General features: G+C 74.4%; 15 protein-coding genes. 10 read left to right on the top strand and 5 right to left on the bottom strand.

Going from position 1 to position 16,347, the window contains the following annotated elements; translation table 11 throughout:
• Positions 1–107 precede the first annotated feature (107 nt).
• From ACFU5J_RS20200 to lat, 3 genes are all read left to right on the top strand, one after another.
• Positions 108–428 (top strand): ABC transporter C-terminal domain-containing protein, encoded by a 321-nt coding sequence (locus ACFU5J_RS20200; RefSeq protein ID WP_430579910.1) that lies wholly within the window; start codon positions 108–110, stop codon positions 426–428.
• 104 nt (positions 429–532) lie between these two features.
• Complete coding sequence (locus ACFU5J_RS20195) at positions 533–979, top strand: Lrp/AsnC family transcriptional regulator (protein ID WP_430576508.1); 447 nt, start codon at positions 533–535, stop codon at positions 977–979.
• A gap of 58 nt (positions 980–1,037) precedes the next feature.
• On the top strand, positions 1,038–2,402 hold the full coding sequence (gene lat / locus ACFU5J_RS20190) for an L-lysine 6-transaminase (RefSeq protein ID WP_430579909.1): 1,365 nt from the start codon (positions 1,038–1,040) through the stop codon (positions 2,400–2,402).
• Positions 2,403–2,465: 63 nt separating this feature from the next.
• On the opposite strand, the gene ACFU5J_RS20185 is transcribed toward lat, so the two are convergent.
• The 3 genes from ACFU5J_RS20185 to ACFU5J_RS20175 are packed head-to-tail and all read right to left on the bottom strand — an operon-like array spanning position 2,466 to position 6,540.
• Positions 2,466–5,186, bottom strand: a complete 2,721-nt coding sequence (locus tag ACFU5J_RS20185; protein WP_430579908.1) for an FtsX-like permease family protein — start codon at positions 5,184–5,186, stop codon at positions 2,466–2,468.
• Positions 5,183–5,914 carry an ABC transporter ATP-binding protein gene (locus ACFU5J_RS20180; RefSeq protein WP_430579907.1) on the bottom strand — a complete coding sequence of 244 codons (732 nt, stop codon included), beginning with the start codon at positions 5,912–5,914 and terminating at the stop codon, positions 5,183–5,185. The genes ACFU5J_RS20185 and ACFU5J_RS20180 overlap by 4 nt, the downstream gene beginning before the upstream one ends.
• The gene (locus tag ACFU5J_RS20175; protein ID WP_430579906.1) at positions 5,911–6,540 is read right to left on the bottom strand and encodes a PadR family transcriptional regulator; all 630 of its coding nucleotides are present in this window, start codon (positions 6,538–6,540) and stop codon (positions 5,911–5,913) included. The genes ACFU5J_RS20180 and ACFU5J_RS20175 overlap by 4 nt, the downstream gene beginning before the upstream one ends.
• Positions 6,541–6,853: 313 nt before the next feature.
• Between ACFU5J_RS20175 and ACFU5J_RS20170 the strand changes: the two genes are divergently transcribed.
• The 7 genes from ACFU5J_RS20170 to ACFU5J_RS20140 all read left to right on the top strand — a co-directional run bounded on the left by ACFU5J_RS20170 (position 6,854) and on the right by ACFU5J_RS20140 (position 14,496).
• Positions 6,854–8,491 carry an ABC transporter substrate-binding protein gene (locus tag ACFU5J_RS20170; RefSeq protein WP_430579905.1) on the top strand — a complete coding sequence of 546 codons (1,638 nt, stop codon included), beginning with the start codon at positions 6,854–6,856 and terminating at the stop codon, positions 8,489–8,491.
• A 197-nt stretch (positions 8,492–8,688) separates the two neighbouring features.
• Entirely contained in the window at positions 8,689–9,693 is a 1,005-nt protein-coding gene (locus ACFU5J_RS20165) for an ABC transporter permease (protein WP_430576503.1), read from the top strand.
• Positions 9,686–10,618 (top strand): ABC transporter permease, encoded by a 933-nt coding sequence (locus ACFU5J_RS20160; RefSeq protein ID WP_430576502.1) that lies wholly within the window; start codon positions 9,686–9,688, stop codon positions 10,616–10,618. The genes ACFU5J_RS20165 and ACFU5J_RS20160 overlap by 8 nt, the downstream gene beginning before the upstream one ends.
• A 5-nt stretch (positions 10,619–10,623) precedes the next feature.
• A complete protein-coding gene (locus ACFU5J_RS20155; protein WP_430579904.1) occupies positions 10,624–11,694 on the top strand; it encodes an ABC transporter ATP-binding protein in 1,071 nt (356 codons plus the stop codon).
• Entirely contained in the window at positions 11,687–12,922 is a 1,236-nt protein-coding gene (locus tag ACFU5J_RS20150) for an ABC transporter ATP-binding protein (protein ID WP_430579903.1), read from the top strand. Before ACFU5J_RS20155 ends, ACFU5J_RS20150 begins: the two co-directional genes overlap by 8 nt.
• Positions 12,923–12,925: 3 nt before the next feature.
• Complete coding sequence (locus ACFU5J_RS20145; protein ID WP_430579902.1) at positions 12,926–13,699, top strand: type 1 glutamine amidotransferase; 774 nt, start codon at positions 12,926–12,928, stop codon at positions 13,697–13,699.
• Positions 13,699–14,496, top strand: a complete 798-nt coding sequence (locus ACFU5J_RS20140; RefSeq protein ID WP_430576498.1) for a serine hydrolase — start codon at positions 13,699–13,701, stop codon at positions 14,494–14,496. Before ACFU5J_RS20145 ends, ACFU5J_RS20140 begins: the two co-directional genes overlap by 1 nt.
• On the opposite strand, the gene ACFU5J_RS20135 is transcribed toward ACFU5J_RS20140, so the two are convergent.
• Both ACFU5J_RS20135 and ACFU5J_RS20130 read right to left on the bottom strand, forming a co-directional pair.
• Complete coding sequence (locus tag ACFU5J_RS20135; protein WP_430576497.1) at positions 14,493–15,746, bottom strand: CynX/NimT family MFS transporter; 1,254 nt, start codon at positions 15,744–15,746, stop codon at positions 14,493–14,495. The genes ACFU5J_RS20140 and ACFU5J_RS20135 overlap by 4 nt on opposite strands.
• 61 nt (positions 15,747–15,807) lie before the next feature.
• Complete coding sequence (locus ACFU5J_RS20130) at positions 15,808–16,311, bottom strand: MarR family winged helix-turn-helix transcriptional regulator (protein ID WP_429764450.1); 504 nt, start codon at positions 16,309–16,311, stop codon at positions 15,808–15,810.
• Positions 16,312–16,347 lie beyond the last annotated feature (36 nt).

Raw genomic sequence — 16,347 nt, 5'->3', positions numbered from 1 at the left:
ATGTGGCGTCGCGGGGCGCGCCATCCGCCTCGCTCGTTCCTCGCTCGGCTCCCGCCAGGCCCGACCAGCCCCGCGACGCCACATCGCCCGTCGCCGCCCGTGGGTCCGTGGCCTCCGCAGCGGGCTCGGACGGTTCGACGACGGCCGGCGGGTCCCGCGGCGCGGCGTCGTCCGTGGGGGGAGTGGAGCAGGGGACCGTGCGGCCGGCGTCGGCCGCGGAGGTGCGGGCGGCGCGGAAGGAGATCGCGCGCGTCGAGCGGCGGCTCGGGCGGATCGCCGACGAGGAGAAGGCGCTGCACGAGCAGATGGCCGCCGACCCGACCGACTACGCCGCCGTGGCCGCGCTGGACGAGAAGCTGCGCGCGCTGGGCGCCGAGAAGGACGAGCTCGAGTTGGCGTGGCTCGAGGCCGCGGAGGTCGCGGGCTGACCGACCGCCCGCCGGCACCCGCCGGCGGGCGCGGGGTGGAGAGCGGGGCGCCCGTCGTCCACGATGGCTGGGCGGGGCGGACGAGCACGGGGAGAGGACCAGGCATGCTCGAGGACGAGGTCGACAAGGCGCTGGTACGCGCCCTGCAGAGCGACGGGCGGGCGACGCTGGCGTCGCTCGCCGGCGTGACGGGGCTGTCGCAGTCCGCCGTGCAGGCGCGGGTGCGCAAGCTCGAGGCGCGCCAGGTGATCACGGGCTACCGCGCCGTCGTCGACCCCGAGGCGGTGGGCCTGCCGATCGCGGCGTACGTCGAGATCACGCCGCTGGACCAGTCGCAGGCCGACGACGCCCCCGAGCGGCTGCGCGACGTGCCCGGCATCGAGGCGTGCTGGTCGGTGGCCGGGAACGCGAACTACATGCTGCTGGTGCGGGTGCCAGCGCCCAGCGACCTCGAGGACCTGCTGGGCGTGATCCGCCGCGAGGCGGGCGTCTCCACGCGGTCGACGATCGTGCTGCGCACCTACTTCGAGGGCCGACCTCTCGCGAGCTGACGGAGGTTTTTCCGGGCAAACCCTGGTTCGACCGAAAGTTCTCCCCTACGGTCGGGGTATGACCGAGACAATCTCTCAGCGCACGGCCCCCAGCGTCGGTGGCTCGATCGAGGCCACCGCCGTCCTCGAGTCGCTGCGCGAGCACCTGCTCGTGGACGGCTTCGACCTCGTCCTCGACCTGGAGCGCTCGCACGGATCGACGCTCGTCGACGCCCGCGACGGCCGCGAGTGGACCGACCTGTTCACGTTCTTCGCCTCCAACCCCCTGGGCATGAACCACCCCGCCCTGTTCCGCGACCCGATGTTCCGCGAGGAGCTCACCCGCGCGGCGATCAACAAGCCGTCCAACTCCGACGTCTACACCGTCGAGCTGGCCCGCTTCGTCGACGCCTTCGCCCGCGTCCTCGGCGACCCCGCCCTGCCCCACCTCTTCTTCGTCGACGGCGGCGCCCTCGCCGTCGAGAACGCGCTCAAGGTCGCCTTCGACTGGAAGTCGCGGCACAACGAGGCGCACGGCCGCTCGCCCGAGCTCGGCACCCGGGTGCTGCACCTGCGCGACGCGTTCCACGGCCGCTCCGGCTACACCATGTCGCTCACCAACACCGAGCCCGGCAAGGTCGCCCGCTTCCCCAAGTTCGACTGGCCGCGCATCACCACCCCCTACCCGGGGCACGACGCCGACGGCACCCTGCGCGACGTCGAGGCGCTCGAGGCCCGCGCCCTCGCCGAGGCGCGCGCCGCCTTCGAGGCCCACCCGCACGACATCGCCTGCTTCGTCGCCGAGCCGATCCAGGGGGAGGGCGGCGACCACCACCTGCGCGCCGAGTTCCTCCAGGCCATGCAGGCGCTGTGCCACGAGCACGACGCCCTGTTCGTGCTCGACGAGGTGCAGACCGGCGTCGGCATGACCGGCACCGCCTGGGCCTACCAGCAGCTCGGCGTGCAGTCCGACGTCGTCGCCTTCGGCAAGAAGGCCCAGGTGTGCGGCGTCATGGCCGGCGGCCGCGTCGACGAGATCGACGACAACGTCTTCCACGTGTCGTCGCGCATCAACTCCACCTGGGGCGGCAACCTCGTCGACATGGTTCGCTCGCGCCGCATCCTCGAGGTGATCGAGGCCGAGGACCTCGTCGGTCGCGCCGCCCGCGTCGGCGCCGGCCTGCTCGCCCGCCTCGAGACGCTCGCCGCCGCCCACCCCGGCGTCGTCACCGACCCCCGCGGTCGCGGCCTCATGTGCGCCGTCTCCCTCCCGTCCCGCGAGACCCGCGACGCCGTCGTCGCCGGCCTGCACGACGAGGGCTTCCTCATCCTCGGCTGCGGCGAGCGCTCCGTGCGGTTCCGTCCCGCGCTCACCGTCGACGAGTCCGTGCTGGACGACGCCGTCTCCGCCCTCGACCGGGTGCTGGGGAGGGTGGCGGGCTGACGCCCGACCTGCCTCTTCATCGTCGGGTCGGCATTCCGCGCTGCCGACCCGACGACCGGTGTCTCAGGTGGCGAGGCGGCGCGTGAGGACCAGCCGCGAGCGGGTGACCAGCCAGGCCGCGGCCACCGCCAGCAGCGGCAGCACGACCATCGTCGCGCCGAGCAGCGGCCACGGGACCTCGACCGTCCAGCGCGGGTCGGGCACGTCGTAGCGGAACCGTTCGAACATCACGAACGCCGCCCCCAGCACGATCCCCGACAGCCCGCCGAGCAGCGTGCCGATCACGGCCACCGTTCCCGCCTGGGCGGCCACGATCCGCTTGCGCGTGGTGGGCGCGGCGCCCACGGCGGCCAGCGTGGCCAGGTCCGGGCGGGACTCCGTCGCCGCGAGCGCGGCCACGATCCACGCCGCCGCCAGCGCGAGGATGCCCGCGCCGCCCACGATGAGCGTCGCGCTGAGCCATTGCGGCGAACCGTAGGTCTCGACGCCGTGCCCCAGCGTCACGCACACCGTGCAGAGCCCCGCGAGCTCCGCCGGGAACTCCTGGTCCAGCGCGGCCTGCAGGGTCTGCCGCTGGGCCTCGCCGAGGGCGACCTGGGGCTTCGCGACGAACCCGCCCAGCGCGGTGTCGACCCCGACGTCGTCGACGGCGGACGCCGGGACGACGGGGAAGTTCGCGTTCGACGGGCCGAGGGGGTCGCCCACGCCCGTCGCGGGGATCCGCACCGGGTGGCGGTCGGTCTCCTCCTGCGCGTCGTCGTCCCAGGTGACGACGTCGAGCGCGACGGTGCCGTCGTCGTCCACGGTCCCGGCCTGGACGACGACGCGTCCGTCGGCGAGGGCGGTGGCGGCGGCATCGGGGGAGGGGATCCCCAGCAGGCGCACGAGCGAGCCGTCGTCGACGACCGGCCCGATAATGGCGGTGGCGTCCTGGGCGTACCCGACCTCGGCGGCCGCCGACGGCTGCAGACGCACGTCGGTCGACGTCGCACCGAGGTGCGGGCCGCGCAGCACGGTGACGGGGTGCAGCTCCCCGACGACCGGGAGCGTGTCGCGCACGATCGCCTCGACCCGCTCGCCCTGTTCGAGGGTGAGCTGTGAGTCGGTCTCGAGGTCGGAGGCGCCGATCATCAGCACACCGGGCGCGGCGGTCAGGGACTGCTGCCGCTCGTTGAAGGCGGTCTGGGAGAAGGAGTACACGAGCCCGCCGCTGGCACCGGCGACGGCGACGAGCACCGCCGCCAGGGCGGGCGCCGTGCGGCCGCGGTGCCGGGCGGCGTCGCGCAACGCGAAGCGCCACGTCAGCGGCAGGTGTCGTGCGAGGCGGCCGAGGGCCGTGACGATCCCGCCGCACGCGAGCACCAGCCCCAGCTCGCCGACGACGACGCCTGCCGCGACTCCGACCGCCTGGCCCGCGAATCCGGCGGCGACCGCCCCCACGAAGCCTGCGACACCGAGCACCGTGCCGACCACCGCCGGCCAGCGCCGGTACGACGTGTCCCCGCGGCGACCGGCCAGCACCGCCACCACGTCGGCCCGCGACGCCCGCCGCGCCGGCAGCCAGGCGGCGACCGTGGCGAGCACGACGCCCACGGCGAAGATCGCCGCGAGCGGCGGCCAGAGGATGGCGAAGACCGCCTCGGTGGCGAGCGTCACGACCAGCGCGGCGGCGCCGACCCCCACCACGACACCCGTAGCGGACGCGCCGACGCCGATCACCACGCCGGTGCCGAGCACCACGGCGCGCAGCGACCGCCGGGTGCCGCCCGCAGCCGCGATCACCGCCAACGAGCGTGCCGAGCGGCGCGCGCCCACCGCGAAGGCCGGGCCGATGAGCAGCACCACCTCGAGCAGGGCGACCGCCGCCACCGCGGCGAAGGGTGCCCACTGCTGGACCAGGTCCGACGTGTTCTGCTCGGCCATCTCGCCGTAGTACGGCACCGCCTCGTCCGGTGGCGGGTCGAGCAGCACGTCGCGGCTCACGGCGACGACGCCCGCCCGGTTGAGGCGCAGCACGTCGTCCCAGGTGACGGGCGCGTCGCCGGCGACGTACCAGGTGACCGAGGGCCAGGACCCGTTGTTCGGGTCGATCTCCTCGGGCGCGGAGAGCGGTCCTTCCCGCGGGTAGAGGACGTCGGCCTGCCCGACGTCGGCGGCGATCAGGCCGGACACACGCGCGGTCGTCGCGCCGTCGGTGTCGTCCGAGCCGGGCGTGCCGGCGTCCTCGACGCGTACCTCGCCCCCCGTCGTGACGCCCAGCTGGGCCGCGAACGCCGCGGAGAGGGCGACCTCGCCGTCTCCGGGCAAGGTGCCGGCGGTCAGGGGGAAGGCCGCTGTCACGTCGGGGTCGTCGAGGTCGACCTGGCGGACGCCGCCGTAGAGCTGCAGGTCACCGCTGTGGACGTCGGCCCCGCCGGACAGGGACCTGACCAGGCTGTCGCCGGGCGGAAGCTGCGAGGCGAGCCGGGCCTCGACCTCTGCGAGCGCGACCGGTTTCGCCTCGCCGTCGCTGGCGATGCTCGTGCCGCGAGGGTCCTGGGTCGTGCCCGGCCCGTTGTACGTCAGGCGGGCCTGGAACGCCGGCCCGAGCTCGCGCTGGGCGACGCTCTGCGGGGTGTCCTGCGCCGACCACAGCGCGGTCGTCGCGAACGACCCGAGGGCGACGGGCAGCGCCACCATCACCGCGACGAGCGCGGTGCGGCCGGGGTTGCGCCGCGCGTCGCGCCAGCCGTAGCGGAGCGCGACGCGCCATCGTCCGCGGTACCGGGCGAGGCGCCCGCTCACGCGTTCACCGCGCGGTGCAGCAGGGAGTCGGGGCCGGCGGGGGAGCCGGTGGAGTCGACGACGACGCCGTCGCGCAGGAACACGATGCGGTCGGCCCAGGCGGCGTGCCGCGCGTCGTGGGTGACGAGGAGACCCGCGGCGCCGGCGTCGACCCGCTGCCGCAGCACGCGCATGACGGCCTCTCCGGTGACGGAGTCGAGGGCGCCGGTGGGCTCGTCGGCGAGGACGAGGCGGCGCGGGCCGACGAGCGCCCGAGCGATGGCGACGCGCTGCGCCTGACCGCCGGACATGTCGTCGGGGAACCGGTCGGCGAGGTCGTCGAGCTCGACGGTCGCGAGGGCGGCGGTGGCCTCGGCGCGGGCGTGGCGGGCGGACATCCCGTCGAGCTCGAGCGGCAGCGTGACGTTCTCCAGCGCGGTGAGCGCGGGGACGAGGTTGAGGTCCTGGAACACGTAGCCCACGTGCTTGCGACGCAGCCGGGCGCGGGCCCGGGCGTCGAGGGAGCCGACGTCGTCCCGGCCGACGGTGACCGTGCCCGACGTCGGGGTGTCCAGCCCGCCCGCGAGGTTGAGCAGCGTCGACTTCCCGGAGCCCGACGGGCCCATGACGGCGACCAGCTCGCCCATCCGGACCTCGAGGTCCACGCCCTGCAGCGCGTGGACCTCCGCGGCGCCGTGCCCGTGGACGCGGGTCACCGCGGTCATCCGCAGCATCACCGGGGCGCTCATCGGGCACCGCCCTCGGCGGTCGCCGGTGCCGACGTCGTCCGCACGGGCGACGTGCGCGCCGTGTCCGGCCGGTCGGCGCCGCGGGCGGGGCGTGCCGCGGCGGCCCGGGCCACCGTGGACTCCACGTGGTCGAGCCACCGCACCTCTGCCTCGGCGGCGAAGATCAGCGAGTCGAGCACGAGGGACCAGGCCAGGCCGTCGGGGTCGGTGGCGGCGTCGCGCTTGAGCAGCGTGTAGTCGCGCAGCGCGCGCAGCGACTCCGTGCGCTGCCTCTGCACGACGGCGGCGACGTCCACCTCGTGACCATCGGGCTGCACGGTGACGGCGAGGGCGAGCTTGATCGCCAGCTCGTCGCGCGCCGGGGCCTTGCGCTCCACGGGCCGCAGCCACCAGGCGTCCGCCTCTGCGTGGCCGGCGTCGGTGAGGCGGAAGCGCTCGGGGGAGTCCGCGTCGTCGGGCACCGGCTCGACGAGGCCGTCGCGCTGCAGCCGCTGGAGCGTGGTGTACGCCTGGCCGATGTTGAGCGGCCACGTGCCGCCCGTGCGGGCCTCGAACTCCTGCCGGAGCTGGTAGCCGTGCATCGGGCGCTCGGACAGCAGCGCGAGGAATCCCTGCTTGACGGACACCCTGACCTCCATGGTTACCGGGTAAGCAACGTGCGTGGCCGCGATACTTCCCGAGTAACTACCGGCGCGTCAAGGGGCGCCCGCGCCGTGCGCCGGCGTCCGGGTGGGACACGCGGTCGATCGTTACTGATCCTTAACAGTGATTTTCACCACGGGAGGCCATGATGGCGATATGTTCCACGGCAGCGTCGTCGTGGGCCCGTGGAGTCGGGCTGCGACGGCGAGCACGACGACGTGAACACACGCATGGCAACGGCGCCTAGAGCGACCACGACGTGGGGAGAAGCCGGTGACGATGGGGCGAAGGGCTGCAGTGGCAGCCACGGCGACAGCGGTGGCGCTGGTGCTGGCGAGCTGTTCCGGCGGGGGCGGGAACGACGAGGGCGACGGCGACGGCGGTGGGGGGAGCGACGCGGACGCGACGCTGCACCTCTCGCTGACCCAGGACGTCGAGACGCTGCTGCCGATGGACTCGAACGTCGGGGACAACATCTCCGTGCTCGACGTCGTGTACGACGGGCTGGTCCGGTACGACCCGAAGACGACGGAGCCGTACAACTACGTCGCCGACAGCATCGAGAGCGACGACAACACGGTCTGGACGATCAAGATCAAGCCGGACCTGACGTTCCAGAACGGCGAGGCCGTCGACGCGGAGGCGTTCGCCCGGGCCTGGAACTACGCGGCCTACGGCCCGAACGCGATGGCGAACAACTACTTCTTCGAGCGCATCGCCGGCTACGACGACATGCAGGGCGAGACGGACGACGACGGCAACGTCACGAAGGAGCCGGCCGCCGACACGCTGTCCGGCCTGAAGGTCGTGGACCCGCAGACGCTCGAGGTCACGCTGACCAGCCCGTTCGCCGGCTTCTCGACGATGCTCGGCTACACCGGCTTCTTCCCGATCGCGCAGGCGTGCCTCGACGACATCGACGCGTGCGCCGTGCAGCCGATCGGCAACGGACCGTTCGAGGTCGAGAAGTGGGACCAGGGCGTGAACCTCACCGCGAAGCGGTGGGACGACTACACGCTGGAGGAGACCCCGAAGTACGGCGCCATCGAGTGGACCGAGTACACGGGTGAGGACAACTGGCCGGACTTCCAGGCCGGCAACCTCGACTTCGCCACCCCGCCGCCCGCGGAGACCGCGGCCGCCGCGAACGACCCCGACCTGCAGGAGCGGTACATCGAGGGCCCGGGCGCCGCGCTCACCTACCTCGGCTTCCCCCTGTACAAGGACGGGCCGTGGAAGAACGTCGAGTTCCGCCAGGCGATCTCGCAGGCGATCGACCGCCAGGGCATCATCGACGCCCTGCTGCCGGGTCAGCGGATCCCGGCCGACAGCTGGGTCGTGCCGGACGTCGTGCCGGGCGGCACCGGCGGCACCTGCGAGTTCTGCACCTTCGACCCGGACGCGGCCAAGGCGGCGCTCGCGAAGGCGGGCGGCTGGCCCGACGGCGAGAAGCTGACGATCCACCTGGGCCAGGACGAGACGGAGCAGGCCCTGTTCAAGGCGGTCGGCGACTCCATCCAGGAGACGCTCGGCATCCCGTACGAGCTGGACCCCACGGAGGACTACTTCGCCCGCCGCTCGGCGCGCGACTTCTCCGGCCCGTTCCGCGCCAACTGGTTCCCGGACTACCCGCTGAACGAGAACTACCTGGCCCCGGTGTACGCCAGCGGCGACGCCAAGAACGGCAACGTGGAGTTCGGCTACTACAGCGCGGACTTCGAGGTGGCCATCAAGGCCGGCGACGAGGCCCCCACGCTCGACGACGCGGTCACCAAGTACCAGGAGGCGGAGAAGATCCTCGCCTCCGACTTCCCGACCGTCCCCCTGTTCGTGGCCCAGAACACCACGTACTACAGCGAGAACGTCTCGAACGTCGTCCTCGACCCGTTCAGCGGCGAGCCCAAGCTCCGCCTCCTCGAGGTGACGAACGGCTGACAGCTCCGATCGACCCTCCCGGTGGCCGCGGCCCAGGTCACCGGCCACCGGGAGGCAGCAAGAGCGTGGCGGGGGTTGTGGTGTCGCGAGGCTGGTCGGGCCTGGCGGGAGCCGAGCGAGGAACGAGCGAGGCGGATGGCGCGCCTCGCGACACCACAACCCCCGCCACGCGAACCCCCGGCACGGAAAGAAAGTGAATGGGCCGCTACATCCTCCGCCGCACCCTCCTGGGCGTGGCCACCCTGCTGCTCGTGATGTTCGTGCTGCACCTGCTCACGACGTTCGCGATCCAGCTCAACGGCAATCCCGCGCTGGCGTTCTTCGGCGACCACGTGCCGACGAAGTCGCAGCTCGCGGCGGTGGAGGCGCGCTACGGCCTCGACGACCCCTGCTACGACCAGCCGGGCAACCCGTGCCTCGGCCCGTTCGTGGAGCGGCTGGGCTCGTACGCGCAGGGTGACTTCGGTACCAACCTGCGCGGCCGCGAGGTCACGGACATCGTGGCGACGGCGGCGCCGAACACGCTGAAGCTGTTCCTCATCGTGACGATCGTGTGGTTCGTGCTCGGCATGGGCCTGGGCACGGTGGCGGCGCGCTGGCGGGGCCGGGCGTCGGACCACGGGATCCGGCTGACGTCGGTGCTGATCGACGCGTTCCCGATCTTCGTCCTGCTGCTGGTGTACCGGTACGTGTTCGCGGTGCCGCTGAACGGCTGGGCCAAGGACACGTTCGGCGCGAGCAGCCTGCCGGCGCTGTGGTTCCGGCCGTCGTTCGACGACGACCATCCGTGGGCGACGCTGCTGGTGCCCGGCATCCTGCTGGGTCTGGCGGGGTCGGCGGCGTTCATCCGCCTGGTGCGGGCGAGCCAGCTGGAGTCGTACGCGGGCGACCACGTCCGCACGGCGCGCTCCCGGGGACTCAACGAGCGGCACGTGGTGGTGCACCACGTGATGCGGAACTCGGCGGTGCCGGTCGTGACGGCGGTGGGGCTGACCTTCACGGAGGCGCTCGCGGGCGCCGTCATCACCGAGGGGATGATGAACATCTACGGCATGGGCGGCGTGCTGTGGCAGGCCGTGCGCGGCGCGGACGTCTCCCTCGTCCTCGGCGTGGTGACGATCCTCGCCGCGGTGACGGTGGTCGTGATGCTGGTGGTCGACGTCGCCTACGCCGCCCTGGACCCGAGGATCCGTTATGCCTGAGCCCACTGCTGCCACCGCGACCCCGGACGCGCCGGGGGTGGACGTCTCCGCGTCGCTGGGCGGGGACGCCTGGCGCCGGCTGCGTCGTCGCCCCGACGTCGTCGTGTCGGCGCTGGTCGTCGTCTTCTTCGCCGTGATGGCGGCGTTCCCGACCTTGTTCACGAGCACGAACCCGCAGCGCTGCCTCATCGGCGACTCGAAGATCCGGCCCCAGGGCGTCGGGGCCGAGCACCCGCTCGGCACGGACGTGCACGGCTGCGACATGCTGGCGCAGCTGGTGCACGGGGCCCGTCCGTCGCTGCTGCTGGCGTTCGTGGTGGTGGGCGTGTCGGTGGTCATCGGTGTCGTGCTCGGCCTGCTCGCCGGGTACTACCTGGGCTGGGTCGACACGGTCGTGTCCCGCACGATCGAGGTGTTCCTCGTGATCCCGCTGCTGCTGGCGGCGCTGCTCATGCTGTCCCTGTTCCGGAACGTGCACGTGGGCGGCGGGGCGTTCGACGTCATCCTGCTCCCGGCGGTCGTGCTGACGATGTTCGGCTGGATGGGGTATGCCAGATATGTGCGGGCGAGCGTGCTGGAGGCGAAGAACCTGGACTACGTGACGGCGGCCCGCGCGCTGGGCGCGTCGGACCTGCGCGTCATGGTGCGGCACGTGCTGCCCAACGCGATCGGCCCGGTGACGGCGCTGGTGCCGACGGCGATCGCGGGAGTGATCAGCGCGGAGGCCGTGCTGGCGTTCCTCGGCATCGGCGTCCGGCCCCCGGCGATCAGCTGGGGGATCATGATCACGAACGGCGCGGAGTGGGTGACCGGCGGGTACCCGTACCTGCTCCTCATCCCGCTGGGGTGCCTGATCCTCACGGTGCTGGCGCTCGTCGTGCTCGGCGACGCGCTGCGCGACGCCCTCGACCCGAGGCTCCGGTGAACGACATGACGGAGAGCATCACGGACACGACGACGGACGACTCGGCGGTCGCGACGACGGCGCCCCGGGAGGCGGGGGTGGCCCTGCTCGAGGTGGAGGACCTGGCGGTCGAGTTCCGCTCCGACGACGGCTCGGTGCGCGCCGTCGACGGCCTCAGCTACCGGGTGGACGCCGGTCGCACCCTGGCGCTGGTGGGGGAGTCGGGCTGCGGCAAGTCGGTGAGCTCGCTGGCCGTGATGGGCCTGCTGCCGCCGACGGCCCGCGTCGTGCGCGGGTCGGCCCGCTACCGGGGCACGGACCTGCTGGCGCTGTCGCCGACCCAGCACCGCGGGCACAACGGCACGCACGTCGCGATGGTGTTCCAGGACGCGCTCGCGGCGCTCAACCCCGTGCACACCGTGGGCTACCAGCTCGCGGAGTCGCTGCGGGCCCGCACGGGGAGCTCGAAGCGGGAGGCGCGTCGCCGGGCGGTGGAGCTGCTCGACCTCGTGAAGGTGCCGAACGCCGTGCAGCGCGTGGACGAGTACCCGCACCAGTTCTCGGGCGGCATGCGGCAGCGCGTGATGATCGCGTCGGCCCTCGCCCTCGACCCGGACGTGCTCATCGCGGACGAGCCGACGACGGCCCTCGACGTCACCGTGCAGGCGCAGGTGCTGCGCCTGCTCGCGGAGATCCAGGCGGAGCGGCAGATGGGCCTGGTGCTCATCACGCACGACCTGGGCGTGGTGGCGGGCGTCGCCGACGACGTCACCGTGATGTACGCCGGGCGCGCGGTGGAGCACGCGCCCGTGCGCGACCTGTACGCCGCCCCGGCGCACCCGTACACGCGGGCGCTGCTGCGCTCGGTGCCCCGGCTGGAGGCCGGCGGCGACCGGTCGGTCGGCGGGCGGCTGCCCGTGGTGCCGGGCCGCCCGCCCGCGCCCGGCAAGGTCCCGCCGGGCTGCCCGTTCCACCCGCGCTGCGACATGGCCCGCGACGTGTGCCGCACCGACGTGCCGCAGCTCGACGACGTCGCCCCCGGGCGGTCGTCGGCCTGCCACTTCGCCACCGAGCTCCTGGGAGGCGTCCGTGCCTGAGCCCGTCCCCGCGGTCCCCGCGACCGATGCCTCCGACGTCGTGCTCGAGGTGCGCGACCTGGCCAAGTCGTACCCGGTGCGCCAGGGCGTCGTCCTCAAGCGGACCACCGGCCACGTGCAGGCGGTGGACGGCGTGTCCCTCACGCTGCGGCGCGGCCGCACCCTGGGCCTGGTGGGGGAGTCCGGGTCCGGCAAGTCCACGCTGGCCCGCGTGCTCGTGGGCATCGAGAAGCCGACGCGCGGACAGGTGCTGGTCGACGGCGAGGACGTGTCGCGGATGTCGCGCGCGGCCCGCCGCGAGCTGCGCCGGTCCGTCCAGATGGTGTTCCAGGACCCGTACACGTCGCTCAACCCGCGCATGTCCGTGGGCGAGATCGTGGCCGAGCCGTTCCGCATCCACCGTGACGCGGTCCCGCGGGGCGGGCGGCGGCGCGCCGTCGCCGAGCTGCTGGAGCTGGTGGGCCTCGACCCCGACCACGTGCACCGCTACCCGCACCAGTTCTCCGGCGGGCAGCGTCAGCGCGTCGGCATCGCGCGGGCGCTCGCCGTGAAGCCCCGCGTGCTGGTGTGCGACGAGCCCGTCTCGGCGCTCGACGTGTCCGTGCAGGGGCAGGTCATCAACCTGCTCGAGGACCTGCAGGACGAGCTGGGGCTGTCGTACCTGTTCATCGCGCACGACCTGGCCGTCGTGCAGCACATCGCCGACGAGGTCGCGGTGATGTACCTGGGCCGCGTCGTCGAGGAGGGCGACGGCCCCGCGGTGTACGGCGACGCCCACCACCCCTACACCCGCGCCCTGCTGTCCGCGGTGCCCGTGCCGGACCCGACGGCCCGGCCCGCGGAGGGCGACCTGATGCTGGAGGGCGACCCGCCCTCTCCCGCCGACCCGCCGTCCGGCTGCCGCTTCCACACGCGGTGCTGGCTCGCCCGCCGGCTCGCCGCCGAGCAGGGCGTGCCCGGCGACGGGCCGGAGGCCGTCCCCGAGCGGTGCCGCACCGAGGACCCGGTGCTGGTGCCGCTCGGGCGGCGCGACGACGGCGGCGAGGGGCACGCCGCCGCGTGCCACTTCGCTCGCGAGGCCGCCGCCCGCGGCGGGCTTCCGGGGGCGGCCGCCGCTCCCCGGGATCTGCCCCAGTCCGTGCCCGAGAACGTGCCCGAGGACGTGCCCGAGGACGTGCCCGAGAACGTGCCCGAGATCGAGACCGTGCCCGACAGCAGGGAGCGCTGAGCCGTGCCAGACCGCCGACCGACCGTCGTCCTCGTCCAGAACTCCCCGCACAGCGGGCCGGGTCGCCTGCCCGCCTGGCTGGAGGAGGACGGCGCCACCGCCGTCGTCGTGCAGGGTGCCGACCTCGCGGCCCGGGTCCCGGCGCTGCGCGAGGCCGGCGACGACGTGCACGGCCTCGTCCTGCTCGGCGGCGGCCTGCTGCCCGACGAGGACGAGCGCGCGCCGTGGCTGCCGCACGAGCGGGCGCTGGTGGCGGAGGCCCTGGAGGCCGGCGTGCCGGTGCTGGGCATCTGCCTCGGCGGGCAGGTGCTCGCGCACGTGGCGGGCGGCACGGTCACGGGCCGGTCGGGGGAGACGGAGAAGGGGCTGTGCCCCGTGCGCCTCCTCGAGGACGCGGCCGACGACGCGCTGCTCGGCCCCCTCGGCCCGCTGGCCGACGCCGGCGAGGTGCGGATGATCGAGAGCCACGTGGACTCGATCACCGGGCTGCCGCCGGAGGCGGTGCACCTCGCGACGAGCGACGCGTGCGGGGTGCAGGCGTTCCGCGTGGGCGAGGTCGCGTGGGGACTGCAGTTCCACCCCGAGGCCGCGCCCGAGCGTATCGGCGCGTGGGACGCCGACGAGCTGGCGGCCCTCGGCTTCGACCGGGACGAGCTGCTCGCCGCCGGGCTCGAGCGGGCGCCCGAGAACGAGCGGCAGGCGCGCGCGCTGTCCGCCGCGTTCGCGGCCGTCGTCCGCGACCGGAGCCACGCCGCCACGGCGGAGGTGGGGCGCTGATGGTCTCCACGGGCACGCACTCCGACGGGGTCCCCGTCGTCGCCTACCAGGTGCGGCGCGCGGGCGGCGAGGTGCTCGCCGGGCGCGACGCCGACGCCCCGTTCTACGCCGCGTCCACCGTCAAGCTCGCCGTGCTGGTCGCCGCCGCGCGGGCGGTGGAGGCGGGCACCCTGACGCTGGAGCAGGAGGTCCTCAGCACCGACACGTTCCGCTCCCAGGTGCCCGGCGCCCCGGACTACCGCATCGAGCCCGACGACCTCGACCCCGACATGCCCGCGCCCGGCACCCTCGTGCCCGTGGGCCAGGTGGTCGACCGGATGATCGTCGTGTCCTCGAACGAGGCGACCAACATGGTCATCGAGCTCGTGGGGCTCGACGCCGCGAACCGCGCGCTGGCCGACGCCGGCGCCACCGGGAGCGTCGTCGGGCGCAAGTACAGCGACCTCGCCGCCGAGGCCCGCGGCGACACGCACCGCACGACGGCCGGCGACCTCGCGGCGCTCATGTCCGCCGTGGTCACCGGGCGCCTCGCGGGGCCCGAGCAGACCGCGTGGATGCTCGGGCTGCTCGCCCGCCAGACGGACCGGCAGCTCACGGCCGCCGTCCCCGAGGGCGTGCCGTTCGGGTCGAAGTCCGGCTGGGTGGACGGCATCCGGCACGACGTCGCGTTCGTCGGCGAGCCAGGGCCGGACGCCCTCGTCGTCGCGGTGTGCACGCGCGGCTACGACGAGCAGCACGCGGAGGAGGCCCTGCGGGCGCTGGGCTCCCTCGCGGTGACGCTCGCCGGCGTCCGCTAGAGCGCGAGGCGGGGGCGGGCCGACGCCGCCCACATCGCCGCCGTCATCGTCGCGAGCACGGCCGCGACGACGGCGAGGGGCGCCGTCCAGCCCTGGGACGCCTCGTGCACCGCGCCCATCACCGTGGGGGCGAGCACCGCGCACCCGTAGCCCGCCGTCTGCACGACCGCCGACGTCCGCCGCGCCACCGCGACGCCCGGGCTGCGTTGGGCCACGAGCGTGAAGATGACGGTGAAGTTGCCGCCCTGCGCGGCGCCCGCCAGGCCGACCCAGAGCCACCAGAGCCCCGGCGCGAGGAGCAGCCCCAGCGGCAGCGACAGCCACATCGCCGCCATCGCGACCGCGACGGAGCGCGCCGACAGGCCGCGCGAGAACGCCGCCGGGACGAGGAACGACCCCAGCACCGCGCAGAGCTGGAACGGGGCGGCGGCGCTGCCCGCGCCGGCCGCGGTCATGCCGAGCCGGTCGTGCAGGATCTCCGGCAGCCACGCCGTCACCGCGTAGTAGCCGAAGGCCTGCCCCGCGAAGGCCACGGACAGCAGCACGGCGAGGCGCCGCACCGAGGACCGGGTCGCCGGGTCGAGGGCGGACAGCTCCGCCCGGGCCGACGGCGGGCGGGGGCGCGGGCCGGCGCCCGTGGGTGGCGCCGCGGCCCGTCCGCGGGCCGCGAGCCGGCGGCCCGCGGGTATCCACGCGGCGAGCGCGACCACCGCGAGCACGCCCCAGCCCGCCAGCGCCCACTGCCACCCGATGGCGGTCGCGAGCGGCACGGTGAGCATGGTCGTGAACGTCGAGCCGAGGTTCATCATCGCGCTGTACGCGCCCGTCACGGCCGCGGCCCGGCGGCGGAAGTCCCGGGTGATGACCACCGGCACCGCGACGTTGCCGATCGTGATCGCGACGCCGAGCACGGCGCTGCCCGCGAGCGCGGTCGGCACCGAGCCCGCCGAGCGCAGCAGCGTCCCGGCGAGGATCCCGGCCATCGACCCCCCGAGCGCCAGCTCCGGACCCATCCGCGCCACCAGCACCGACGCGAGCGGCGTGCAGAGCGCGAAGCACAGCACCGGCACGGAGGTGAGCAGCCCCGCCCCCGTGGGGGTGAGCGCGAGGGAGGCGGCGACCTCGTCCACCACCGGCGGCAGCGACGTGATCGGGGCGCGCAGGTTGAGCGCGACGAGGAGCAGCGCCCCCAGGAGCAGACCGGCGCGCGCGCCGTCGTCCCGGGCGGAGGGGGAGGGGTAGGACGTCACGCGGCGGGCGCCCCCGTCGTCGCTGCGGTGGTCCCGGGCGCCGACCCGGCGGTCATGGCCGTCACTCGTCGAACTGGGCGACGACGGTGCGCAGCAGCGCGGCGAGCTGGGGCCGCACCGCGGCGGGCAGCGCGTCCAGCACGCGGGCCTCGACGTCGAGCAGGTCGCTCATCGCCGCGTCCACGCGCTGCCGCCCCGCGGCGGTGAGCTGCACCAGCACGCCCCGGCGGTCGGAGGGCGCGCGGTGGCGCTCCACGAGCCCGCGCTCCTCGAGCCGGTCGATGCGGTTGGTCATGGTGCCGCTGGTGACGAGCGTCTGCGCCACGAGCACGCCGGGGGACAGCCGGTACGGCTCGCCCGCGCGGCGCAGCGCGGACAGGACGTCGAACTCCCACGTCTCCAGGTCGTGCCGTGCGAACGCGCCGCGGCGCGCGCGGTCCAGGTGCCGGGCGAGCCGGCTGACCCGGGAGAAGACCGTCAGCGGCTCGACGTCCAGGTCCGGGCGCTCGCGGCGCCACGCGTCGACGATCCGGTCGACCTCGTCGGACCGTGCCTCCACATCCATGTGCCGAGACTACCGCCGGTCTCTCGACGTCAAGAA

Source organism: Isoptericola sp. NPDC057559, assembly GCF_042801555.1.
GTDB lineage: Bacteria > Actinomycetota > Actinomycetes > Actinomycetales > Cellulomonadaceae > Isoptericola.
Note: the sequence above shows the minus strand (reverse complement) of the source record. Positions and strands in the feature narration are given on the sequence as shown.

Bases quoted from the DNA above. Each gene is read 5' to 3' on its own strand.
- ACFU5J_RS20160 (WP_430576502.1), top strand. From the start codon at position 9,686: ATGCCTGAGCCCACTGCTGCCACCGCGACCCCGGACGCGCCGGGGGTG.
- ACFU5J_RS20155 (WP_430579904.1), top strand. From the start codon at position 10,624: ATGACGGAGAGCATCACGGACACGACGACGGACGACTCGGCGGTCGCG.
- ACFU5J_RS20180 (WP_430579907.1), bottom strand. From the start codon at position 5,914: ATGAGCGCCCCGGTGATGCTGCGGATGACCGCGGTGACCCGCGTCCAC.
- lat (WP_430579909.1), top strand. From the start codon at position 1,038: ATGACCGAGACAATCTCTCAGCGCACGGCCCCCAGCGTCGGTGGCTCG.
- ACFU5J_RS20195 (WP_430576508.1), top strand. From the start codon at position 533: ATGCTCGAGGACGAGGTCGACAAGGCGCTGGTACGCGCCCTGCAGAGC.
- ACFU5J_RS20140 (WP_430576498.1), top strand. From the start codon at position 13,699: ATGGTCTCCACGGGCACGCACTCCGACGGGGTCCCCGTCGTCGCCTAC.
- ACFU5J_RS20165 (WP_430576503.1), top strand. From the start codon at position 8,689: ATGGGCCGCTACATCCTCCGCCGCACCCTCCTGGGCGTGGCCACCCTG.
- ACFU5J_RS20130 (WP_429764450.1), bottom strand. From the start codon at position 16,311: ATGGATGTGGAGGCACGGTCCGACGAGGTCGACCGGATCGTCGACGCG.